This window comes from Amycolatopsis rhabdoformis (assembly GCF_035918295.1).
Classification (GTDB): domain Bacteria; phylum Actinomycetota; class Actinomycetes; order Mycobacteriales; family Pseudonocardiaceae; genus Amycolatopsis; species Amycolatopsis rhabdoformis.
This window is the reverse complement of the sequence record NZ_CP142149.1, coordinates 8,257,954-8,279,703: the sequence shown is the minus strand read 5'-3', so window position 1 is coordinate 8,279,703 and position 21,750 is coordinate 8,257,954. Positions and strand designations below refer to the sequence as shown.

Sequence of the window (21,750 nt, the reverse complement as noted above, 5' to 3'; positions counted from 1 at the left end):
AACGGGCGGTGCCCATGCCCGGTTCGGGGACAATGGGGACGTGGAGAAACCCCGCTTGATCGCATCCGACGTCGACGGCACCCTGCTCGGCCCCACCGAGACCCTCTCGGCCCGCACGATCGAAGTCGTCCAGCGCGTGCGCGCCGACGGCGTCCCGTTCGTCCTCTGCACCGGCCGGCCGCCGCGGTGGATCCCGCCGATCGCCGGGCCGCTGGAGCTGACGGGGTACGCGGTGTGCGCGAACGGCGCGGTACTGCTGGACATCGCGACGTCCGAGGTGGTGGCGGTGCACGGGCTGCTCGCGCCGGAGTTGCTGCACGACCTGGCGTCGGCACTGGACAAGGCGCTGCCGGGGTGCCGGCTGGCGGCCGAGCGGATCAGTGCCGATGTGCGGAGCTTCGTGATCGAACCGGAGTACCGCAACCCGTGGGGCGACGGCGAAGGCCGGACGGCCCCGCGCGCGGAGGTGCTGGGGCATTCGGCGATCAAGCTGCTGATCAGCCACCGGGGGCTGGGCTCGGAGGAGATGGCGGTCGCGGCGCGCGCGGTGCTGGACGGGGCCGTGGACATCACGTACTCGTCGTCGGGCGGGCTGATCGAACTGTCGGCGCACGGCGTCACGAAGGCGACGGGGCTCGCGGACGTGGCCGAGCGGTTTTCGGTGCCGGCGGAGCGGGTGATCGCGTTCGGGGACATGCCGAATGACGTGGAGATGCTGCAGTGGGCCGGACACGGGGTCGCGATGGCCAACGGGCACCAGGCGGTGCTGGACGTCGCGGACGAGGTGACGGGGCCGGCTGCGGAGGATGGGGTGGCGCAGGTTTTGGAGCGGTGGTTTTAGGGCTGGCGTTCTGCGGCTGGGGTTCTACGGCTGGGGCTGGGTTTGGGCCGTGGCAAGTTGCCATCGGTGGTGGCACTTGCCGCGCGGGGTGACGGGTTGCCACTCTGAGGTCGTCTTGCCAATGGTGGAGACGACTTGCCGCTGCTCCCGGCCGCTTGCCACCGAGGATTGCCAACGTCTAGTCAACTTGCCAGCAACGGTGGCTTGTTGCCATCTCTCAGTCGACTTGCCAACGGCAGACGCGACTCGCCGACCAGCACGGCCGCTTGCCACGGCAATCCGCCAACCTGACGTCAACTTGCCAGCAGAAACAACCGCCTGCCAACGAGCAGCCGCCTTGCCAATGGATGCTGCGACTTGCCAGCCGCTACGGCCCCTTGCCACGGCAAGCTGCCAGCTCGACGCAGACTTGCCAAAAGAAGCGTCTGGCTGCGATCGAGCTGTTGTCTTGCCAACGGCAGGCGCGACTTGCCAACGCTGCCGCGGCTTGCCACAGCCAAGCTGCCGACCCGACGTCACTTGCCAGCAGAAGCGAGCGACTGCCATCGAGCAGTTGGCTTGCCAATGGCGGATACGACTTGCCGACCACTGCCGCGGCTTGCCATGGCAAGCTGCCAAGCCGAAGGCAATTTGCCAGCAGAAGCGAGCGGCTGCCATCAGGTCGGTTGTCTTGCCAACGATGAGGCGCGTTGCTCACCGGATGTCCTGTCTCGTTCTCTCTGGCACAACCGCCTTTCCTGACCTGGGCGGAGTCACTTTCGTTGAGGGTGGAGCCGGACGCGAAGATCGTCGGCCAGGCGCATCTGCGGTCGCGAGCCATCCTCGCTCGGTGTTGGGGGCTCGCCGAACACGCGCAGGCGCCGCGTGATCCCCCGGTTGTGGGCGAGCTTCGCCTGGTTGGCGGGACAGCCGGTGGTGGCCGGCACGGCAGGCTGAATGCCCGGACGTGTTCGATCGGCGAAGGGGGACCGGGCAAATGCGCTCGCTCTGGAGGAAGTTGGCCGCGGTGGGCTCGGCGGCACTGCTCATGCTCGGGCTCGGCGCCGTCCCGGCCCACGCCGCGGTCTACGTGAGCTGGGAAAACAAAGGAACCGGCGAGTGCCTGGACTACCGGTCCGATTACGGGCCGTACGCCACAACGTGCAACCGCGGGCCGTACCAGGCGTGGGTCGCGACCCTGGGAACGGCGCCCACCGCGCTGCGGCAGCAGAGCACCAGGCTCTGCCTCGTCGCCCGCTCGGGCCAACCGGTGATGCGCGACTGCCTCGCGTCCGACCCGGCGGCCCTGTGGCGGATGGTGGCGGTGCCATCGGGCTACTACCAGCTGAGGAACAACGTCACCGGGACTTGTCTCACCGAACAGCCCGGGCGTACCCATTACGTCACCCTGAGCGGTTGCGGGTTAGGTGCCCCGCAGGAATGGGATCCGTACGTCAACTAGTGGAAGCCATTCTCGCCGCGCACCAGACGGGCCGCCCGAGCCAAGCAATCCACCAGCCCACCAGCAACTCAACCCTGAGCAGCAGGCCGAGCATCCAGCGAAGCAGCCTCCTCCGCCGTAGGCGCACTACCGCCCAGATGCGCCGGCAGCCACCACCGCTCCGACGCCACCGGCGTTTCCGGGTACTCCGCCTGCGCCCGATCCAGCAGCTCCGACAACCGCCCCCGCAGCTCGGCGGTCTGAACCTCGCAATCACCCTCCGCCGACGGAAACATCGGCTCCCCCAGCAAGATCGAGATCGGCACGTGCCGCCGGGTCAGGTCGCGGGGGCGGCCCTTCGTCCACAGCCGTTGCGTGCCCCACAGGGCCATCGGCACCACCGGCACGCCGGCCTCCGCGGCCATCCGCACGGCGCCCGTCTTCAGCGCCTTCACGGTGAACGAGCGGCTGATCGTCGCCTCCGGGAACACGCCGACCACCTCGCCCGCGCGCAGCCGCGAAACCGCGGCGTCGTACGAAGCCTGGCCGGCCGAGCGGTCCACCGGGATGTGGTGCATGCCCCGCATCAGCGGTCCGGCCACGCGGTTGGCGAAGATTTCGTGCTTGGCCATGAACCGCACCAGGCGTTTGGACGGCCGGGCGCCCAGGCCGCAGTAGATGAAGTCCAGGTAGCTGACGTGCGTGCACGCGATCACCGCCCCGCCGCGCGCCGGGACGTGCGCGGCGCCCTCGATGCGGATGCGGTTGTCCAGCACCCGGAACATCGTCTGCGCCGCGACCAGCACGGGCGGGTACACGAAGTCAGCCATGCCACCGAGGCTACGGGAGCGTAGGTTTCGCGTGGCTACTCAAAGTGATCGTCGGCACGAAACCCGTCATTCGGGAACTTTTCACCGCCGCCAGCCCGCTGACCGGCACAGATACCATGATCCGGTGACTTCCGCCACCGTCGCGAGCGGCACGACCGACGCGCCGACCGAAACCTCGGCCAAGAAACCCCGAAGATCCAGCGCTCGCCAGCGATTGTGGGTGTGGCTCACCCTCGCCGTCGTCTCGCTGGTGAACCTGATCTCCAGCGCGCCCCTGCAGAAGGACGCCCACCTGCACGCCTGGGGCGACGCGCTGCAGTACTACGCGATGTCGGAACACACCGGCGCGCCCGTGGAAAACCCGTTCGCGCTGCGGATGCTGAGCCCGTGGCTGGTGCACCTCGCCCACAACGTCACCGGCCTTTCGCTCGACGCGCTGTGGCTCACGTTCACGTACCTGGTCACCGTGGCCACCGCGGTCGTCTTCTTCGAATTCGCGCGGTCGTACCTGAAAACGCAGCTGTTCACGGCGTTCGTCGCCACCGTGCTGCTGGCCTCCACGTTCTGGTACGTCCAGTACAACCTCAGCGACCCGTACCTCGTCGACCCGCTGAACAACCTCCTCTACGTGATCGCGATCTGGCTCGCGTTCCGGCGCAAGCTGGTGCTGTTCGCGCTCGTGATCCTCGTCGGCTCCCTCAACAAGGAAACGACTCTCCTGCTGGCGCCGCTGTACCCGCTGCTGGCGTGGACGCGCACCCGGTCGTTGCGGGACAAGGACGTGCTCGGCGGCCTGGCGGCGCTGCTCGTCGCCGCGGCGGGCTACTTCGGCTACCGCGTGTGGGCGCAGCACTTCATCGGCGGCGACTACGGGTTCGGCGCGGGCCAGCACAACGGAAGCCTGCTGGAGAACATCCGGTTCTCGCTGTCGTCGCACAAGGGCACCGAGCAGGCGGTGCTCTGGGACACGTTCCACTTCGTGTGGCTGATCTTCGGCTACGGCCTGTTCCTGCAGTACCGCAAGCACGGCATCCGCAGCCCGATGCTCGTGGCGAGCCTGTGGCTGTTCCTGTGTTGCCTGGCCGGCCGCTTCGTCGCGACGGACACCACGCGCGTGTTCGTGATGATGGCGCCGCTGGTGCTCGGGATGTTCGCCGTGGTGCTCGACCGGCACCGCAGCGACGCCGCCCGCCTCTGGGTGAGCGTGCTCGCGTTCCTCTACCTGGCGATCAACTTCCGTTGGGTGCCTTGGCCGGCGTCGTTCGCGCTCGACGCCGGTGCGCTCGTGGTGTTCGCGCTGCTGACGTTCCCGCCGAAGTGGCCTTCGCCGCCGCGAGTGGCACGGCCGACGCCGGCCGACGCGGTCACCGAGGAGTTCCTGATGCCACCGCTGCCGCCTCTGCCGAAGGCCGCGGACAACAACTGAGCACCACCGCCACCAACGTGCAGAACAACGCGACCACCTGGTGCTTCACGTTCTCGATCCCGTCCCCCAACGCCGCCAGCATGAACTGGCCCAGCGCCGTCGTCAGCAGGAGCGCCAGCACCACCCCCAGCGCGGCCCGCCGATGTCGCCACGCGCGCCAGGCGACGAACAGCCACACGGGCAGCAGTGCGATCAACCCCAGCGGCGCCACCAAACCCGTGAGGCCGGACCACACCGGCACCCGGTACTCCTGCGCGGCCGCCGGCAAGCCGGCCGATTCGTCGAAAGACGCCAGATAAGCGGGCCGCGCCTCCAGCAGGTCCCTGGCCGCGCGGTTGAGGATCCCCAGCGTCCGCACCGGGTGTGAAGCGAACCAGGCGACGACATTGCGACGGCTCAACCGGTCCCGGTACTGCGCGTACTGCGGATCCAGGGTCACGGGGTGGGCGTGCCACCAGCCGTTGCCCGCGTATTGGGCGAAGGACGCCGGCAGGCCGAGCTCGCCCAGGTCCGCGGCGGTGTCGTGGTGGCCGTCGACGATGTTGAGGAACACGGTGTTCACCATGTTGATCTCGCGGGAGTCGTCGCCGGGGCGGGCGGAGACGGTGCCGTCCGGGGCCGCGGCCGGGGTCACGGTCGCCTGGGCCCACCAGGTGCCACCGGCGAGCGCGAGGACCACGAGGACGCCCGGGACCCAGCGGGAGCGCGTGACCAGCAGCACGGCGATGATCAGCAGCGGCAGCACCATCAACGTCTGCACCTTGGCGTTCACCCGCCAACAGCCCGCCGACCACGGTCACCGCGGCGCCGGCCCACAGCCACCGGCGCCCGAGCAGCAGCAGGCCGCCGACGGCGAGAAGGAGGCCGAGGAAGGCGGTGCCCTCGCCGAGCGTCGAGGAGAAGTAGCCGAAGAACGCCGAGTCGGCCACCACCAACAGCAGGCCGGCGGCCACGGCGAGGCGCACGCGCGGGCCGTACGGCAGGCCGGCCACCACCAGCGCCAGCGCGGCCGCGAGCAGCACGCTCGAGAGCACCCCGAGCGTCACCAGGCTCAGCTCCGACCGCGCGCCGAACGCCACCGCCAGCCGGGCGAGCCAGCTCTGGCTCAGCTGGTACGTCGGGTCGCAGCCGCCTGGGGTGGCGTCGTAGACCAGGTGGACGTACTTTTCCGGTTTGCTGGTCCACTTGATGCCGGCGCCGCACAGCACGCGGAAGCCGTCGCCGTTGTCGGACAGGGAAATCGGGCGGGGCACGAGGAAGCGCACCAGCAGAACCGCGAGCGAGACGCAGAAAACGCCGAGCCCGAGGGACGCCGGTCTGAAGCGCTGAGCGCGGTGCGCCACCTTCATCCCGGGCACGATACGTACTGGAAGTCAGGCGCCCGGTCGAGGTAGTCGATGAGGCGGCTCGCTTCGTCGGCGCGCGGGTACACGGAGATCCAGAACGGCGTGCCGATGCGGCGGAACGTCGCCACGCGGTACCAGGCGCCGCTGTCGTCGGCGCAGTGCTGGGTTTTGGCGTAGCCGTCCTCGGGTACGTCGACGGTCGCGCGCATGAGGTCGCTGCCCACCAGCAGCCGGGAGCCCGCGCCGCTGGCCAGGGCGCCCGGCGCGGCGGCGCTCACCACGGAACCCGGCGGCAGGTAGGCCGCCAGCCACTCGCCGACTTCCGCGAGCTGCGCGCTGTCGGTGTGCCACGTGCGCACGCTTTTGAGCACGTCCGGGCTCACCACGGAAACGAGCACGGCGAACCCCGTGAACACGGCCGCGAGCACCGGCACGAGCCGCGGCACCGTGCGGGGTTTCGGCGACGGGTTCGCGGCCGCGAGCACGCCGTAGGTGCCCACCGAGGCCACGGCCAGCAGCGGTGGCACGGGCACCAGCAGCCGCCACGACGGGCCGGTGTCGCCGTCGAGCACCGCCACGAAAGCGGTGAAGCACAAGGCGAGGGTGAACAGCAGCCACAACGCCGAACGCGCTTCGGCCGCGCGGTCGGGCGTGCGGACCACGAGCAGCGCCACCACCGCGGCCACCGCCGGCCCGAGGAAACCCAGGTGCGCCAACGCAAAACCGGCGAGGTAGTGCCAGTCGGGGCCGAGCAGGCGCACGGCCGAGTCGGGCAGGAAGTGGTGGTAGTACGTGGCGCGCCAGGCCGTCCACGGCACGAGGAACACCAGCGCGCCCAGCACGTAGCCCGCCGGCGCCCACCAGTTGTGCCGGCCGCGCGCGGCCGCGAGCGCGAGCCACAGCCCCGCGACCACGGCGAGCACCAGGCCTTCCGGCCGGGTCATCACCGCCGCCGCCACGAGCACTCCGGCGACCACGGCCCGGCGCGCGACCAGCGCGTTGGCCACCGCCAGCACCAGCAGCACGAACATCGGCAGCTCGGTGCCCGAAGGCCCGTACACGGCGAGGCCGCTCGCACCCGCCGTGAGCACGGCCGCCGCGACGCCGATGGCGGGCTGCGGCTCCGCGCCTTCCGGCAGCGCGAGGCGCACCACGCGATTGGCGAGCACGTACGCGAGGAGAACACTCCCCAACGCCGCGACAACTCCCAGCACAACGGCCGAAGTCCGGATATCCGCGCCGAATGCGGCGCGCGGCAACGCGATCACCACGAGCCAGAGGAAATTCGCGTAACCCTCGTTCCGGTCACCGGGATTGAACACGGGCCCGTTGCCGTCGGCGATGTTCTGCGCATAACGGAACGTGACGAGCGCGTCTTCGGTCACGGTGGCGAACAACAGCTGGTGCACCAGCGAAAACACGAGCGTGAGCACCACCACGAACGCCCGCCACCCGGCGTCGGTCGCGATGCGGCGCCACGTGAACACGACGAGCGCGCCCAGCGCCAGCCAGCCCCCCACGACCGCGTAGACCACGCGGACCCCCTGCCTCCAGCCCCCGACCGGTCCCCACCGGCCGCTCACTGCCCGTCACGGTGAAATTCCGCGACGAAGCCTCGCTTTCGGGTGAGCGATTCGCCGGGAATCACGGTGGTGAACAGAGTTCTTCGGTGGTGCTGAGCGGGCCCCGGCGCTCACTTCACAGCCTCCAGTCAATCGCTTCACTACGCTTCCCGGACATAAGCCGTTCGGGTGTATATCGCGACCGCTAATCTGTGGCTCCGATTCCGATCCGCCACCCGGGGGTACCGAGCGGATCCGTCACAGCCGAGGAAGTCTGTTGCCGAGCGAACCCACGCTGTTGTCCGATGTGGCGAGTCTGGCCGTCCTGCTGCTCGTGCTCGGCCTGCCGGGCCTGCTCACCGGCCTCGCCGCCGGCCTGCGCGGCTGGGTGCTGGCCGGCCTCACGCCGCTGCTGAGCTACGCGATCGGCGGCCTCGCCGGACCGTGGACGGCCGCGGTGGGCCTGCCGTTCAACACCTGGACGTTCCTCGTGACCACTGTGGTCTTCGTGGCTGTCGCGTTCGGACTGCGGCGGCTCACGGTCCGCCGGTGGCCGCCCGCGGCCGAACCCCGTGCGTGGTCCGCGCGGGGGCAGTGGGGTGTGGTGCTGTGCCTGCTGGTGGCGACCGGCCTCGGCTTCTACGCCGCCGTGCGCGGCATGGGCCACCTCGGCGCGATCGCGCAGGGCGGCGACGCGCCGTACGCGGCCAACGGCGTGCGCTACATCGCCACCACCGGCGACGGCAGCCTCTTCGGCATGGGCACGCTCAACTGGTACGCCGACGCCCAGCCGCCCTTCTACCCCAACGCCTACCACCTGCTCGCCGCGATCCAGTACACGCTCACCGGGTCAGTGTCGATCCCGCTCACGCTCGACGTGAACACCGCGATCCTGCCCGGGCTGCTCGCGTTGTCGCTGGTCGTGCTGGTGCGCGAGTTCCGCGGCCGCGCGGTGCTGGCCGGCGCGGTGGCGCTCGCGTCGGCGGCACCGGTGATGAGCACGTACGAGTCGATGAGCCGCGGGCCGCTGTTCCCGTTCCTGCTCGGCCTGGCGCTCACGCCGCTGGCGGCCGTGGCCCTGCGGCGCTACCTCGACCGCGTGGCCCCCGACACCGGCTTCCTGCTGGTCGTGGCCGCAGTCGGTCTGCTGTGCATCCACTCGTCGACGCTGTTCGGCGCGGTGTTGTTCGCGGGCCCGCTGCTGCTGCAGCGGTGGTTCTCACCAGGCCGGGCCTGGCACCGCTTCGGCCACGACCTGCTCGCGCTGCTGCCGATCGCGGTGGTTTCGGTGCTGGTGGCGTGGCTGCAGCTGTTCGGCGCGCTCGGCCTGGCCAACGGCACCCTGCCCTACCTCGGCTGGCCGAGCGAGTACCGCGCCACCACGGCGATCGGCGCGCTGCTCGGGTTCCAGCACTGGGAACCGCACCCGCAGCTGTGGCTTTCGGCCGCGTTGCTGCTGGGGTTCATCTTCTTCCGCCGGCTCGGCGACCTGCGCTGGATCGGCGTCACGGCGCTGATCACCGGCCTCGCGTACGCCGCCGTCGCGTCTTCGAACTCGCCGCTGGTGATGGCGTTTTCGCGGCCGTGGTGGGACGACCCGTACCGCTTCATCTCGATGGCGATCGTGCCGCTGTCGTTCATCGCGGGCCACGGCGTGGCGTCGCTGCAGCAGTGGCTCAGCGAGCACCTGCCGCCGCGAGTGCCGGCCGTGATCCTGGCGGTGCTGGTGCTGCTCGGTTTCGTGGGCGCGACGAAGGGCCTGTACGCCACCACCAACGGCGATCGCCTCGCCCCGGGCTACCGCTCCGCCAACCCCCACGACCAGACCGTGACGCCCGACGAGGAAGCCGCGATGCTGCAACTCGGCCACCTCGCCGCGCCCGGCGAGTGGGCGATGAACGACCGCCTCGACGGCACGGTCTGGACGTATGCCCTCACCGGCGTCCGCACGGTCGCCGCCCACGACGACGGCACTGACCCGCCTTCGGAGGCCCGGTACCTGGCGTACCACTTCCGCGACTACGAGACGGACCCCGAGGTGCGCTCGGCGGTCAAGAACCTGAACATCCACTGGGTGATCCAGGGCCGGCCGATGGCGCCGCCGAATCCGCAGTACGTGTCACCGGGCCTGGTGAACCTGGCGGGGCTGCCGTTCTTGGAGCAGGTGTACCGCAATTCCGATGCGGTGATCTACCGGCTGAAAGGCTGACGCGGGGCCCTCTCCGCTGGGTCAGGCCGTCGCCGGACGACGGTCGGTCGCCCACGCGGCGCCTGCCGCGAAGCCCGCCGTGAGGAGGTCCGCGACGGTGAACATCACGCGCGAAGCCACGGCGAACGCGGTGGCCTGGCCGACGGTGAGGCCGCTGGCCGTGAGCACGGCGACCTGGGCCACCTCACGCACGCCGATGCCGCTGGGCAGGATGAAGGCGAAGGTACCCACGGTCATCGCCACGGCCATGGCGCCCACGCAGAGCACGAAGCCGCTGAAGCCCGGCGCGCCGACGGAGTTGGCCAGCAGCCACAGGTGCACGCCCTGCAGGACCCAGGCCAGCGTGGACGCGCCGAAGGTCTTCAGCACCACGCCCCAGGTCAACGGGCGTTCCAGCGGCGGGCGGCGGAGCAGGCGAAGCACCAGCGAGGTGCCCCACGTCAGCACGCGCGGGTGCAGCAGCGCCAGGCCGACCGGGATGAGCACGAACAGCCACATCGCGCGCGGACTGTTGCTGAACACCGCGGGCGCGGCGAGCAGCGACACCACGAGCGCCGAAACCACACCGACGCCGAGCTGGATCAGCGAGCCGGTGAAAATCCGGGCGCGCGCGAGGCCGGCTTTGCGGCCGAGTTCCATCTGCAGCAGGTACGCCCACACCGAGCCCGGCACGTACTTGCCGAGCGAGCCGACGAGGCAGATCTGCGCGCCGCGGATGTAGCCGATGGGCTTGCCGAGGTCGTCGACCAGCACCTGCCAGCCCCACGTCGACACCATGATCGCCAGGATCAGCGCGACGAGGCTCAGCACCGAAGACTGCCAGGCCACGTCGGACAGCGTGTGCCAGAACTCGGTCCAGTTGTCGGTGAGCGCTTTCGCCGCGAAGGCCACCACCAGCAGGATGGCGAGCCAGCGCACCGCGTCGAGGATCTTCGCCTTGGTCGACTTCGCCGGCTTCTTCGGTTCCGAAGGCGCCGGCGAGTCCTCCTCGGACGTGCGAACGGTCGTCACTGACCAGTCTCCTCACAGCGCGGGCGAGCAGCACTCCAACTTCGCGTCACCGCCGGTCAGGCCTGCACCGTGACCAGGCGGCTGAACTCGGCAAGCAGATCGTAACCGTCCCAGACCCCCGCGAAGGTCAAGGCCGACCCGAACGGAACCACCCGATCGACGCCCCGTCCGGCCAATTCGGTCACGAACTCGACCAGCTCTTCACGCGTGAACCCGAACTGCGCCACGGTCTGGTCCTTGCGCAGGACCAGCGGCACGAGCTCGCTCAACGACGCGAGGTGCGCGTTGGCGAACGTGCCCGCGCCGAGCCACTCACGCGGCATCACGGTGGCGTCGGTGAGCTCCAGCGTGGCCAGGGAATTTCCGTCGAACGAGATCGCCGACACGAGCCCGTCGACCGCCGCGCCGTAGGCCGACACCCGCTTCTGCACGGCCATGGCCGGCTCGGTCACGTGCTGCTTGGCCTCGAGCACCGACGCCAGCAGCGCCCGGAACTCCTCGCCCGCCACGCGCGCGCCGTCGGCCTCGCCGACCCAGAACACCGCGCGCGGCGACGAACAGGCGGCCTGGTCGAACCAGTACGAGTCGTTGTAGAACCCCTCGGCGGCGCCGCGACGCTGCTCCGGCGTGGCCTCGTGCCAGCCGCGCACCGACGCGACGGCGAACGACGAGCGGTCCGGGAACGTGAGGTCCCGCGCGTGCGGTGCCAGCGGATACTTGCGCAGCGCGGCCACGGAACCGTCGCCGCCCCAGATCACGCGCAGGTCGGCGGCCAGCGAAAGCGCGCCGCTGACCTCGTCGCTGCGGTCGTAGGTGACCATGCGCTGGGTCGCGCGGATGGCATCGGCGGCTTCGGGCGACACGTCGTCGAGCGCCGCGTTCAGCGCCTCCAGCACGGCCTCGGCCGCACCGGCCGAACGCGAAGACACGCGCACGACGTTCGAGTTGCCCGCCAGCGCCGAAAGCGCCCACGAGTACACGAAAATCGTGTCGACGTTGGCCGGCGGCACGTGGAACACCAGCCCGCGCGGGAACCGCAGCGAGTCGCCCGTGGTGTCCAAAGTAGACAGCGCCTTGGCCAGCTCACCCTTGCGCAGGAAGAAGCCCAGCGAAGCCAGCTCCGGGAAGCGCCGGGCCAGCGCGGGCGCCAGCAGCTTGCGCGCGAACTTCGTGACGAACTCGACCACCCGCGGGTCACCCACGGTCAGGCGGCCACCCGCCGGCTCAGCCCGCACGTCGTCGAGCAGGGTGTCGACGGAAACCGCAGCACCCAGCGGAAACCGCTGCTCCAACGCGCTCACGCGGCAGCTCCCGAGAACGTGTCCGAACAACCCCGGGCCTCGGCCTTCGGCAGCCGCCCGAGCACCGAGAAGTGCTTGCCGGGCCAGTCACCGTCGTCGATGCCGTGGTACACGCCGAGGTCCTCGGTCAGCAGCACGTGACCCGGGTACGAGCGCGGCAGCGTGGACACGACCTCGATCACGCCTGGCTTGCCCACCGGCTGTTCCCGCCACGTCTCCGGGTCGCGGATCACCACGTCGGCGAAATCGGGGCAGTACAGCGAGTTGCCGGACGGGCCCTCGAGGAACACGGTGCCGATCTGCTCGATCATCCCGTAGTAGTTGTGGATCCGGGTGAGGCCGGTGTCCTCTTTGAACCGGCGGCGGAACTCGGTGTTGTCCACGGCGCGGTCGATCAGCTTCTTCCAGCCACCGGAGTGGATGAGGATGCCGTTGGACAGGTCGAGCCCGTGGTCGCGCGCCACTTCGTAGAGGTAGAGCCACACCATGAACGTGAAGCCGAAGATGAGGAACGGCTTGTCCCCGTACTCGGCCAGGAACTTCTTCACGGCCTCGATGTCCGGCTGGTCGTTCTCGTCGAGCACGTAGGTGTGCTTGCGGCCGAAGTTGGCCATGCCCAGCACGCCGGCACCGCGCGCGGAGAACGAGCGGCGGTTCTTGATGATGCCGACGGTGTCGACCATCAGCATCGGCAGCCGCTCGCCGCCGAGGACTTCCTGCAGCGTGGCGCCGAGCTGCTTGGTCTGCGCGCCGGCCGCGTCCTTGTCCAGGTAGATGCGCGACGCGCCGGCACCGGTGGTGCCCGAAGACGTGAGGGTCTTGAACACCTCGTCGTCGGGGATCGACTTGAGGTCGTGGGTCTTGAACATGCGCACCGGCAGCCACGGCAGGTCCGCGATCGAGCCGAACGCCGCGTCCGGCGCGAGGCCGAGCGAGGCCAGGATCCGGTCGTAGCCCTCGGACCGGGCCCGGTGGTGCGCGGTCAGCTCCGCGAGCTCGGGCAGCAGCGTCGCTTCCCGCTCGGCCTGCGAGCGCGTGAACACACTCATACCCGTCCTTCCAACGACCGGTAGTCGATCTTGCCGCTGGCCAGCAGCGGCACCGTGTCGATCGGCCGCACGTCGAACCCGCTGGTGTGCAGGTGCAGCCGGTCGGCCAGGGCCCGCGACGCGTCCTTGCAGATCGCCTTGGCGCCGTCACCCTCGGGCAGCTCGGCGAACAGCACGACCTTGTCGCCGGCCGCCACCGCCGCCACGACCTCGATGCCCACCGCCGCCTGGCGCACGGCGTGCTCCAGGTCGTCGAGGCTCACGCGGTTGCCGAACACCTTGCCGATGCGCTTGAGCCGCCCGGTGATGAACAGGTAGCCCTCTTCGTCGAGGTACCCGAGGTCACCGGTGGCGAGCAGCCCGCCGCACTCGTCGCCCGCGGCCAGGCCGGCCTCGTCGTCGGCGTAGCCCATCATCACGTTGAGCCCACGGTAGACGACCTCACCGACGATCTTGGGGTGCGTGGTCTCGACCCCGTCGTCGCGGCGGACGGAGAACGCGCCGCCGGGCAGCGCGGGCCCGGCCGAGCCGATCTTGTCGGCGAGGCGCTCGGCGGGCACGGTGGTCATCCGCGGCGAGGCCTCGGTCTGGCCGTACATCACGTACATCCGGCCGCCGACCGCGCGCATCTTGTCGTTGAACTCGACCACGAGCTCGTCGCGCAGCTTGCCGCCGGCCTGCGTGAGCGTGCGCAGCGTCGGGTACTTCGCGGGGTCGAACTTGAGCCGCCGCAACATTTCGTAGTGGTACGGCACGCCGGAGAGCGACGTGATGCCGTATTCGGTCACCGCGTCCCAGAATCCGCGGCCGAGCACGCCCGATGCTTCGATCACCACGGTCGCGCCGCGCACGAGGTGCGAATTCAGCACCGACAGGCCGTAGCTGTAGTGCAACGGCAGGCAGGTGGGCGCGATCTCGGCGGAATCGACGTGCAGCACCTCGGCGATGGCCTCGGCGTTGGCGAGCAGGCCGGTGCGCGACAGCCGCACGAGCTTGGGGTTGCCGGTCGAACCACTCGTCGGCAGCAGCACCGCGAGGTCCGGGTGCGGCTTCACGCCGTCGGCCGAGTCACGCAGCCAGTTGTCGCCGGAGGCGGTGTAGCCCTCGGGCGCCGGGGCGTCCGGCGCGGCGAGCACGGCCGCGGGCCGGAAGCGTGTGATGAGGCCCGCGAGCACGTCGGCGTCGAGCGCCGGGTCGATCAGCGCCACCGCGCGGTGGGCCTCCACCGCGCCGAGGTAGCGCAGCACGCTCGCCAGGTCCACGGACATCCGCGCGAACAGCACACCCACCGGCAGCTCACCGAGCGCGACCGCGACGCGCGCGACCTCCGCGTCCAGCTCGTCGCCCGCCAGCGTGCGGCCCCCGGCCGCGTCGACCAGCCGGGCTCCCGCACCCCACAGCGTCACAGCACCAAGCCTCCGTCGATCCCGAGTACCTGTCCGGTGATGAAGGCGGCGTCGTCGCTCACGAGGAAGCGGATCGCCTTCGCCACGTCCTCCGCGGTGCCGAGCCGGCCCAGCGGCGTCTTCGCGACGTTGTCCGCCTTGGCCTCGTCGGACAAACCCGAGGTGAGGTCCGTCTCGATCACGCCGGGCGCCACCGCGTTCACGCGGATGCCCGAGCGGCCGAGTTCCTTCGCGGCCGAGCGCGCGATGTTGGCCACCGCGGCCTTCGAGGCCGCGTACACCGTCTGGCCGGCACTGCCGTACTGGCCCACCACGGAGGCGAGCACCACGATCGCACCGGTTTTCTTGCGCATCATCGCCCGCGCGGCGGCCTGCACGGTGTGCAGCGTGCCGCCGACGTTGGTGGCGAGCGTGGTGTCGACCAGTTCTTCGCGGATCATGCCGAGGAGCGCGTCCTCCATGATCCCGGCGTTGGCCACCACCACGTCGAGCCGGCCGTGTTCCTTCGCGACGCCGCGCACCAGCGTGGACACGGCCTTGGCGTCGGTCACGTCCAGCACGAGCCCGGCGGCGGCACCCGCGGCGGAAGCGGCTTCCTTCGCGCGGGCCTCGTCGCGGCCGGTCAGGACCACCGTGGCGCCGGCCTCGACCAGGGCGCGCGCGGTGGCCAGGCCGATCCCGCGCGTACCGCCGGTCACCAGCGCGACGCGTCCGGTGAGATCAGTCATTCTTCGACTTCAGCTCGGTCACCATGTCCACGGCGACCTTGAAGCTCGACATGTCGATGACCTGGTCGGTGTCGAACTCGACGTCGAACTCGTCCTCGATGGCCGCGACCAGCGCCATGTGGCCCACGGAATCCCACGCCTCGATGTCGCGGTACTTCAGGGCCTCGACGTTCACGTCGCCGTCGAGGTCCAAGGCCTCGACGAAGACGTCGCGCAGCTTGGGGGCGATTTCCGACATTTTCAACGCTCCTAATGCTCTTCGCGCGGGCGGGCGTCCCACGCCTTGACCAAGGTAGAGAGGTCGCCGGGCAGCCGGTCGGCCAGCCCGTCATCCGGGAGGCCCGCCTTGCCCTTGAGCCACGGACCGAGGGCCTCGATCGTGGCCTCGTCCAGGCCGCGGCGGGACAGGCCCACGACGTTCACGCCGGTGACGCGCGCCGGGTTGCCCACGGCGATCGTGAACGCGCCCACCTCGCGCCGCACGGCCGAACCCATGCCGACCATCGCGCCGGGGCCGACCACCACCTTCTGGTGCAGGATCGCGCCCATGCCCAGGTTGGCGCCGTCCCAGATGTGGCAGTGGCCGCCGGTGATCACGTTGGACGCGATGGTGACGGCCGAGCCGACCAGGCAGTCGTGGGCGATGTGGGAGCCGCGCAGGTAGTAGCCCTCGCTGCCGAGCGTGGTGGTGCGCCAGGTGCCCTGGTGCACGGTCGAGTACTCGCGGATGCGGTTGCCGCTGCCGATCACCACGCCGTAGCCGTCGGCGTCCGGGTCGCCGGTCGGGGCGGTGTCCCAGCCAGCGGGGTGTGCTTTGCCACGGTCCTCGCCCGGAGTGCCGATGGTCACGTGCGGACCGATCCAGTTGCCGTCGCCGATCCTGGTCGGGCCGACGATCACCGTGTACGGTCCGATCACGTTGTCGTCGCCGAGCTCGACACCTTCACCGATCAGTGCGGTGGGGTGGATTCGGTTGGTCCCTGGCCTCGCGGCCTGAGCGTCAGACACTGCGGTGATCCATTCACTTGTCCGCCGCTGTCGAGTCGCGAGCGGCCTGGGGTCTGGGGCAGGCGGCGGCGCCCGGTAACGTGTGGCCCGCGTTCACGCAGGGCAGCCGGGCGCAGAACCGGCGGCTCTCCGGCCTCGCGGCCTGAGCGCACTGCACTGTACCGGACGCATTGAAATCGCCTGCCGAGAGAGACTGCCGATGATCCCCATTACCGTGGTCGACGTCCGTGACGCGGAAGACCTCGTCGTCGAGGTGCTGCGATCCGGCGCCATCGCACAGGGGCCGATGGTCAAGCGCTTCGAGGACGCCTTCGCGCACGTCGCGGGCACGAAGCACGCCATCGCCGTGAACAACGGCACCACCGCGTTGGTCGCCTCACTGCAGGCGCTGGACCTGGCACCGGGTGACGAGGTGATCACCTCGCCGTTCACGTTCGTCGCGACGCTGAACGCCATCCTGGAAGCCGGCGCCACCGTCCGGTTCGCCGACATCCGGCGCGACGACTTCGCGATCGACCCCGACGCCGTGGGCGCCGCGGTGACCGACCGGACCAAGGTCCTGATGCCGGTGCACCTGTACGGCCAGACGGCGGACATGGGCAAGCTCGCACCGCTGGCCGCCGAACACGGCCTGCAGGTGATCGAGGACTCGGCGCAGGCGGTCGGCGCGTCGTTCGAAGGCCGCGCGGCCGGTTCGTACGGCATCGGCTGCTTCTCGCTGTACGCGACGAAGAACGTGACCACCGCCGAGGGCGGCGTGATCACCACCGACGACGACGTGCTGGCGGACAAACTGCGCGTGCTGCGCAACCAGGGCATGCGCGCCCGCTACCAGTACGAGATGGCCGGCCACAACTACCGCATGACCGACCTGCACGCGGCCGTCGGCATCCCGCAGCTGCAGAAGCTCGACCAGCTCACCGCGGCCCGCCAGGCCAACGCGAAGCGGCTTTCCGAAGGCCTCGCGGGCACGCCGGGCCTCGACATCCCGCAGGTGCTGCCCGGCCGGGAGCACGTGTGGCACCAGTACACCGTGCTCGTGGGCCCGCACGCGATGCTCTCGCGCGACGAGCTCGCCGCCCAGCTCACCGAGCGCGGCATCGGCAACGGGATCTACTACCCCAAGATCGTGTTCGACTACGACTGCTACCGCGGCCACCCGCTGATCCCGGGTGCCGACGTGGCCGACTTCCCGGTGGCCACGGCCGTCGCGGCGCAGGCGCTTTCGCTGCCGGTGCACCCGCACCTGACCGACGAGCAGCTCGACACGATCATCGAAACGGTTCGCGAGGTGCTCGGCGCATGACCCACCGCATCGCCCTGATCGGCACGGGCAACATGGGCTCGCTGCACGCGCGTGTGCTCGCGGCCAACGAGCGCGTGGACCTCGTCCGCGTGATCGACCCGCGCGAGGAAGCCGGCCGCGCCGTCGCCGAGCGCTACGAAACGCAGTGGACGCCCGAGCTCGGCTCACTGTCCGATGTGGACGCGGTGGTGCTGGCCTCGGCCACCGAGGTGCACTACGACCTGGCGCAGGAGATCCTCGGCCAGGGCAAGCCGATGCTCGTCGAGAAGCCGGTGTGCAACAGCTTCGAGAAGTCGCAGGAGATCGTGGCGCTGTCCGAGCAGAAGGACGTGCCGCTGATGTGCGGCCTGCTCGAGCGCTACAACCCCGCCGTGATGACGGCACGGGCGCTGATCAACGAGCCGGTGCACCTCATGGCGCGCCGCCACGGCCCGTACGCGCCGCGCATCAAGACCGGTGTGGCGTGGGACCTGCTGGTGCACGACGTGGACCTGGCGATCCAGTTCTTCGGCGGGGCCACGCCGGCCCGCGTCACCTCGGGCGCGGGCTACTTCCACCCGTCGTCGGTGGACGGCGCGGAGGACACCATCGAGACGGTGCTGTCGTTCCCGACCGGGCTGGCCACGGTGTCGGCTTCGCGGCTGGGGCAGAAGAAGGTGCGCTCGCTGGTCGTGTCCGAACTGGACCGGCTGATCGAGATCGACCTGCTGCGCCGCGACGTCACCATCTACCGCCACGTGTCGCACGACTCCGTGACGCCCGACGGCCTCGGCTACCGGCAGCAGACGGTGATCGAGATCCCCGAGCTGGTGACCGCGCGTGAGCCGCTGGCCACGCAGCTCGACCGGTTCCTCGACCTGCTCGAGGGCAAGATCGACGCCGACGTGGAGCGTGACCTGATCCTGCCGTCGCACCACGTGGTGGCGCAGGTGCTCACGCAGGCCGCGGCGTAGTTTCGGGCCTGATCACTTGGTGAGACGGGTGCCGTCCTTGCCGTACGCGACCAGCGGGGTCAGCACGGCCGAGGACGGCACTTCCTTCGGGTTGAACCAGAACACCACCACGTTCGGGTCCACGCTCCACTGGGCCGTCTGCGCGACCACCGGTTTACCGTGCACGGTGCTGGTGATTTTCACGGCGGGGCCGGCGAAGTAGCCGAACACCGGCACCCAGGTGTCGGCCGTGGTGAGGCCGCCGGCGGTGGCGTGGAAGCCGAACGACCGGTCGGAGCCGCGGATCTCGTTGCTGGCGTACAGCGGCTGGAACCCGGTTTTGGTCTGCAGCGCCGCCATCAGTCCGAAGTGGACATCGGGCAGCGGGCTGTCGTCGATTTTGGTGGCGTAGAAGACAACCCGGCCGGTGGTGGTGTCGATGCCGGACGGGATCACGTCACCGTAGGGCTGGATCATCGACTTCGGCAGCTGGTCGACCGCCGTGGGCGGTGCGGTGGAGCTGGGCGGCGGAGCCTCGGTGCTCGCGCTCGCCGGCCCATGGGGCGCCGCGGCCACCGGCACCGGCTCGGCGGGTGTCCTGAGCGCGACGGCCCCGAACACGATCCCGACCACGGCCACCACGCCGACCACCGCGCCCGCGCCGGTCACGATCCGTCGCCGGCGCCGGATCCGCCGGCCCTCCGTGAAGATCCGCCCCAGGTCAGGCGCGGCGAACGGCTGCTCGGGCGCTTCGTGCAGCGCGGAGCGCAGCTTGTCGAGGTCGGTCACCGCCCGCTCCCTCCGATCAGCACGTCTTCCGGCCCGGCGTCCACCCGCAGCTTGGCGAGCGCCCGCGAGTTCGTGCTCTTGACGGTACCCACCGACACCCTCAGCTCGTCGGCCACGGCCTGTTCCGGCAGGTCGAAGAAGTGCCTCAGCACCACCACGGCCCGCTCCCGGCCGGTCAGCCGCGCCAGCGCGGACGTCAGCCACTCACGCTGCGTCACGGCCTGGGCCACGTCCTGGCTCGTCGGCCGCTCGGGCAGCTCCTCGGAGGCGTACTCGCGCATCGGGCGCCGCCAGCCGTCGATCACGTGGTTGACCAGCACGGTGCGGGCGTACGCGTAGGCGTCCTTGCGCCGCACCCTCGACCACGCGGCGTAGGTGCGGGCGAACGCCGTCTGCGCGGCGTCCTCGGCTTGGTGGCGGTCCCCGGTGAGCAGGAAGGCCGCGTGCGTGAGCCGGTTCGACGACGCCTGCACGAACTCGACGAACTCGTCGTCGCTGCGCGCCACCGGCGTACCCCCGATCTCCACCTCTACGGGACGGCTGGGCGCAGCGGAGGTTGTCCCGACGTCGGCTCGCCCGGATTCACGGTACAGACGCGGCAGCCAGGGGGCGATGAGCTCGTCGAGGTCGAGCACGATGGGATGACCCGAGATGTCGAGCCGCACCTGGCCGGAGTGCTCACCCGAGTTTTCGTCGCGGCCGTCGACAAGACGACAGCGTGATCAGCTCACGAGGCCACGTCGGCGTGTTCATTCGCTGAAATCGCCCGCCGGGGAGCCCCAGCCGGAGGCGTCGCCGGAGCCGGCGTCGGACAGGCCGCGGCGGCGGGCGTTCTCCGCGCGCACGCGCTCGACCTCCGAGGCGATGTACTCCTCGTCGTAGCGCTGGAACACGCGCGCCGGGTTGCCGGCGACCAGGGTGCGGGGCGGGACGTCCTTGGCGACGACCGAGTTGGGCTGCACGGTGGCGAAGTCGCCGATCGTCACGCCGGCCATGATCACGACCAGGCCGCCGATGAAGCAGCCCTTGCCGATCTTCACGGGTTTGCGTTCGATGAGGTCGCTGCCGCTGTGGTTCTGCAGCGTCATGTTCGCGAGCCAGCTCGAGTGCGTGAAGATGAGCGTGTTGAGGCCGATGCTGGTGTGCTCGCCGATTTCCAGGCCGCCGCTCGCGTCGAGCGCCGCGCCCTCGCCGATCCAGCAGTGCTCGCCCATCGTGAGGTTCTCGGGGCTGATGATCTTCACGCGCTCGCGCACGCGGCACGACTCGGGCAGGCCGTAGAAGCGGGCGCGCTCGGCGTCGTTCAGGTATTGCGCCACGAGGTCGTTGAGGATCATCGGGCGCAGGCGGTTGGACCGGTCGTCGTCAAGGAACATCGTGGTCCGCCACCAGTTTCGTGAACACGCGCAGGTGTTCTTCGGCCACCACGTCGAGGCCGAAGTTGGCCCGGACCATGGCGCTTTCGCGGGCCGCGATGCGTTCCCGCAGCGCCGGGTCGTCGAGCAGCGAGAGCACGGTCTGCTCCACGGCCTCGGCGTCGTCCGGGCGCACGAGCAGGATGTTCTCGCCGTTGCGCAGCTCGATGCCGGGGTAGTTGTCCTCGGTGACCGACGCGATGGTGGCCGTGCCGGACAGCATCGCCTCGAGCGACGCGGTGCCGCAGCCGCCGTTGAGGTCGTGGGTCACGATGTCGGCCGCGGCGAAGTACGCGGGCACGTCCTCCTTGGGCACGGCGCCGGTCACCACCAGGGCTTCGGCGACGCCGAGCTCTTCGGCGCGCTTGAGGAACGCGTCGTGGTACACGCGGCCGACCACGATCACGCGCACTCCGGGGTGCCGCTCCAGGATCGCGGGCAGCGCCTCTACCAGCGGAAGTCGGTTGCGCAGCGGGATCACGTGGCCGAGCGAGACGATCAGCGGCGCGTCGCCCAGCTCCAGCTCCGCGCGCACGTCCTTGGTCACGGGCTTGGCGAAGTGGCCCGTGTCCACGGCGATCGGGAAGTACTCGGAGTTCGCGTCGCTCGTGCCGTAGCGCTCCACGCAGTAGTCGACGCCGAGCTTGTCGAGGATGACGTAGCGCGGCCGGATGTACTTGAGCACGGGCTTCACCAGCACCGCGTCGAGCACCCGGAACACGCGCCCGTACAGCTTGTTGTCGCTGATCAGGAGCGTGTGGATGGTCAGCAGCACCGGCAGCTTGTGCCGCCGCGCGTAGAACCCGGCCAGCCACGACAGGTCGAAGAACTGGCCGTGCAGGTGCACCGCGTCGGGCTTGAACTCGTCGAGCAGCTTCCACAGCCGCCGCCAGTTGCCCGGCTTCAGCGACGCGAAGCTCATGTCGAAGTCGATCGAGAGCCCGAGCTGGGGCATTTTCGCCGCGGGCAGGCGCACGACGCGGTAGCCGTCGCGCTGCTCGTCGGCCGGTGCGTCGCCGTAGGCCGCCGTGATCGCGAGGACCTCGTGGCCCGCGGCGGCGTACTCTGCCGCGAGCGAAGCGGACATGTGGGCACTCCCGCCGACGCGCGGCGGGAAGAAGTTGTTGACCACCGCGATGCGCATCGCACGTCCTTGGGCTGGGCCCGCGGC

The 21,750-nt window shown here is 70.2% G+C and carries 21 protein-coding genes and 1 pseudogene; 7 read left to right on the top strand and 15 right to left on the bottom strand.

All coding sequences use genetic code 11. The features are described 5' to 3' along the window. Positions 1-55: 55 nt before the first annotated feature. Both VSH64_RS38215 and VSH64_RS38210 read left to right on the top strand, forming a co-directional pair. Positions 56-841, top strand: coding sequence for an HAD family hydrolase (locus tag VSH64_RS38215; protein WP_326838142.1), 786 nt, complete (start codon positions 56-58; stop codon positions 839-841). Positions 842-1,817: 976 nt separating this feature from the next. Further along, a complete protein-coding gene (locus VSH64_RS38210) occupies positions 1,818-2,282 on the top strand; it encodes an RICIN domain-containing protein (protein WP_326567619.1) in 465 nt (154 codons plus the stop codon). A gap of 68 nt (positions 2,283-2,350) precedes the next feature. On the opposite strand, the gene VSH64_RS38205 is transcribed toward VSH64_RS38210, so the two are convergent. Beyond that, positions 2,351-3,091 carry a lysophospholipid acyltransferase family protein gene (locus VSH64_RS38205; RefSeq protein WP_326567618.1) on the bottom strand — a complete coding sequence of 247 codons (741 nt, stop codon included), beginning with the start codon at positions 3,089-3,091 and terminating at the stop codon, positions 2,351-2,353. A gap of 124 nt (positions 3,092-3,215) precedes the next feature. Between VSH64_RS38205 and VSH64_RS38200 the strand changes: the two genes are divergently transcribed. Beyond that, positions 3,216-4,517 carry a hypothetical protein gene (locus tag VSH64_RS38200; protein ID WP_326567617.1) on the top strand — a complete coding sequence of 434 codons (1,302 nt, stop codon included), beginning with the start codon at positions 3,216-3,218 and terminating at the stop codon, positions 4,515-4,517. Here the strand turns inward: VSH64_RS38200 and wsfD (VSH64_RS38195) are convergent. From wsfD (VSH64_RS38195) to VSH64_RS38185, 3 genes and pseudogenes are all read right to left on the bottom strand, one after another. Further along, complete coding sequence (wsfD, locus tag VSH64_RS38195) at positions 4,456-5,265, bottom strand: glycan biosynthesis hexose transferase WsfD (RefSeq protein ID WP_326567616.1); 810 nt, start codon at positions 5,263-5,265, stop codon at positions 4,456-4,458. The genes VSH64_RS38200 and wsfD (VSH64_RS38195) overlap by 62 nt on opposite strands. A gap of 100 nt (positions 5,266-5,365) precedes the next feature. Further along, positions 5,366-5,866, bottom strand: a pseudogene (wsfD, locus tag VSH64_RS48625) (glycan biosynthesis hexose transferase WsfD); the annotation flags it as partial. After that, entirely contained in the window at positions 5,863-7,398 is a 1,536-nt protein-coding gene (locus VSH64_RS38185; protein ID WP_326567614.1) for a hypothetical protein, read from the bottom strand. The gene VSH64_RS38185 and the pseudogene wsfD (VSH64_RS48625), both read right to left, overlap by 4 nt. Before the next feature lie 304 nt (positions 7,399-7,702). Here VSH64_RS38185 and VSH64_RS38180 point away from each other — a divergent pair, with 304 nt between their 5' ends. After that, positions 7,703-9,634: a DUF6541 family protein gene (locus VSH64_RS38180; RefSeq protein ID WP_326567613.1), complete on the top strand. Its 1,932-nt coding sequence runs from the start codon at positions 7,703-7,705 to the stop codon at positions 9,632-9,634. A gap of 21 nt (positions 9,635-9,655) precedes the next feature. Here VSH64_RS38180 and VSH64_RS38175 read toward each other — a convergent pair whose 3' ends face one another. From VSH64_RS38175 to VSH64_RS38145, 7 genes are read right to left on the bottom strand one after another with little or no spacing between them, the layout of a single operon-like run. After that, positions 9,656-10,645 carry a lysylphosphatidylglycerol synthase transmembrane domain-containing protein gene (locus VSH64_RS38175; RefSeq protein ID WP_326567612.1) on the bottom strand — a complete coding sequence of 330 codons (990 nt, stop codon included), beginning with the start codon at positions 10,643-10,645 and terminating at the stop codon, positions 9,656-9,658. Positions 10,646-10,701: 56 nt separating this feature from the next. Next, complete coding sequence (locus VSH64_RS38170) at positions 10,702-11,946, bottom strand: acyl-CoA reductase (protein ID WP_326567611.1); 1,245 nt, start codon at positions 11,944-11,946, stop codon at positions 10,702-10,704. Continuing rightward, positions 11,943-12,995 carry a LuxE/PaaK family acyltransferase gene (locus VSH64_RS38165; protein ID WP_326567610.1) on the bottom strand — a complete coding sequence of 351 codons (1,053 nt, stop codon included), beginning with the start codon at positions 12,993-12,995 and terminating at the stop codon, positions 11,943-11,945. The genes VSH64_RS38170 and VSH64_RS38165 overlap by 4 nt, the downstream gene beginning before the upstream one ends. Continuing rightward, a complete protein-coding gene (locus VSH64_RS38160) occupies positions 12,992-14,401 on the bottom strand; it encodes an AMP-binding protein (RefSeq protein ID WP_326567609.1) in 1,410 nt (469 codons plus the stop codon). The genes VSH64_RS38165 and VSH64_RS38160 overlap by 4 nt, the downstream gene beginning before the upstream one ends. Continuing rightward, on the bottom strand, positions 14,398-15,129 hold the full coding sequence (locus tag VSH64_RS38155) for an SDR family NAD(P)-dependent oxidoreductase (protein WP_326567608.1): 732 nt from the start codon (positions 15,127-15,129) through the stop codon (positions 14,398-14,400). The genes VSH64_RS38160 and VSH64_RS38155 overlap by 4 nt, the downstream gene beginning before the upstream one ends. Then, a complete protein-coding gene (locus VSH64_RS38150; RefSeq protein WP_326567607.1) occupies positions 15,122-15,367 on the bottom strand; it encodes an acyl carrier protein in 246 nt (81 codons plus the stop codon). Before VSH64_RS38150 ends, VSH64_RS38155 begins: the two co-directional genes overlap by 8 nt. Positions 15,368-15,378: 11 nt before the next feature. Then, positions 15,379-16,137: a UDP-N-acetylglucosamine acyltransferase gene (locus VSH64_RS38145; RefSeq protein WP_326567606.1), complete on the bottom strand. Its 759-nt coding sequence runs from the start codon at positions 16,135-16,137 to the stop codon at positions 15,379-15,381. Between the two features lie 17 nt (positions 16,138-16,154). Between VSH64_RS38145 and VSH64_RS38140 the strand changes: the two genes are divergently transcribed. The 3 genes from VSH64_RS38140 to VSH64_RS38130 are packed head-to-tail and all read left to right on the top strand — an operon-like array spanning position 16,155 to position 18,396. After that, the gene (locus tag VSH64_RS38140; RefSeq protein WP_326567605.1) at positions 16,155-16,283 is read left to right on the top strand and encodes a hypothetical protein; all 129 of its coding nucleotides are present in this window, start codon (positions 16,155-16,157) and stop codon (positions 16,281-16,283) included. Between the two features lie 53 nt (positions 16,284-16,336). Beyond that, the gene (locus VSH64_RS38135) at positions 16,337-17,443 is read left to right on the top strand and encodes a DegT/DnrJ/EryC1/StrS family aminotransferase (RefSeq protein WP_326567604.1); all 1,107 of its coding nucleotides are present in this window, start codon (positions 16,337-16,339) and stop codon (positions 17,441-17,443) included. Next, positions 17,440-18,396: a Gfo/Idh/MocA family protein gene (locus VSH64_RS38130; RefSeq protein WP_326567603.1), complete on the top strand. Its 957-nt coding sequence runs from the start codon at positions 17,440-17,442 to the stop codon at positions 18,394-18,396. The genes VSH64_RS38135 and VSH64_RS38130 overlap by 4 nt, the downstream gene beginning before the upstream one ends. Before the next feature lie 12 nt (positions 18,397-18,408). Here the strand turns inward: VSH64_RS38130 and VSH64_RS38125 are convergent, their stop codons facing one another. The 4 genes from VSH64_RS38125 to VSH64_RS38110 form a co-directional block, all read right to left on the bottom strand. Further along, positions 18,409-19,164 carry a hypothetical protein gene (locus tag VSH64_RS38125; protein ID WP_326567602.1) on the bottom strand — a complete coding sequence of 252 codons (756 nt, stop codon included), beginning with the start codon at positions 19,162-19,164 and terminating at the stop codon, positions 18,409-18,411. Next, positions 19,161-19,670, bottom strand: a complete 510-nt coding sequence (locus tag VSH64_RS38120; protein WP_326838141.1) for a SigE family RNA polymerase sigma factor — start codon at positions 19,668-19,670, stop codon at positions 19,161-19,163. The genes VSH64_RS38125 and VSH64_RS38120 overlap by 4 nt, the downstream gene beginning before the upstream one ends. A 243-nt stretch (positions 19,671-19,913) precedes the next feature. Next, on the bottom strand, positions 19,914-20,540 hold the full coding sequence (locus VSH64_RS38115; RefSeq protein WP_326567601.1) for an acyltransferase: 627 nt from the start codon (positions 20,538-20,540) through the stop codon (positions 19,914-19,916). After that, positions 20,530-21,723, bottom strand: coding sequence for a glycosyltransferase family 4 protein (locus VSH64_RS38110; RefSeq protein WP_326567600.1), 1,194 nt, complete (start codon positions 21,721-21,723; stop codon positions 20,530-20,532). The genes VSH64_RS38115 and VSH64_RS38110 overlap by 11 nt, the downstream gene beginning before the upstream one ends. Between the last annotated feature and the right edge of the window lie 27 nt (positions 21,724-21,750).

Excerpts from the sequence above, each read along its gene's own strand:
- VSH64_RS38210 (WP_326567619.1), top strand. The coding sequence starts at position 1,818 with ATGCGCTCGCTCTGGAGGAAGTTGGCCGCGGTGGGCTCGGCGGCACTG.
- VSH64_RS38205 (WP_326567618.1), bottom strand. The coding sequence starts at position 3,091 with ATGGCTGACTTCGTGTACCCGCCCGTGCTGGTCGCGGCGCAGACGATG.
- wsfD (WP_326567616.1), bottom strand. The coding sequence starts at position 5,265 with ATGGTGCTGCCGCTGCTGATCATCGCCGTGCTGCTGGTCACGCGCTCC.
- VSH64_RS38165 (WP_326567610.1), bottom strand. The coding sequence starts at position 12,995 with ATGAGTGTGTTCACGCGCTCGCAGGCCGAGCGGGAAGCGACGCTGCTG.
- VSH64_RS38155 (WP_326567608.1), bottom strand. The coding sequence starts at position 15,129 with ATGACTGATCTCACCGGACGCGTCGCGCTGGTGACCGGCGGTACGCGC.
- VSH64_RS38150 (WP_326567607.1), bottom strand. The coding sequence starts at position 15,367 with ATGTCGGAAATCGCCCCCAAGCTGCGCGACGTCTTCGTCGAGGCCTTG.
- VSH64_RS38135 (WP_326567604.1), top strand. The coding sequence starts at position 16,337 with ATGATCCCCATTACCGTGGTCGACGTCCGTGACGCGGAAGACCTCGTC.
- VSH64_RS38130 (WP_326567603.1), top strand. The coding sequence starts at position 17,440 with ATGACCCACCGCATCGCCCTGATCGGCACGGGCAACATGGGCTCGCTG.
- VSH64_RS38115 (WP_326567601.1), bottom strand. The coding sequence starts at position 20,540 with ATGTTCCTTGACGACGACCGGTCCAACCGCCTGCGCCCGATGATCCTC.
- VSH64_RS38110 (WP_326567600.1), bottom strand. The coding sequence starts at position 21,723 with ATGCGCATCGCGGTGGTCAACAACTTCTTCCCGCCGCGCGTCGGCGGG.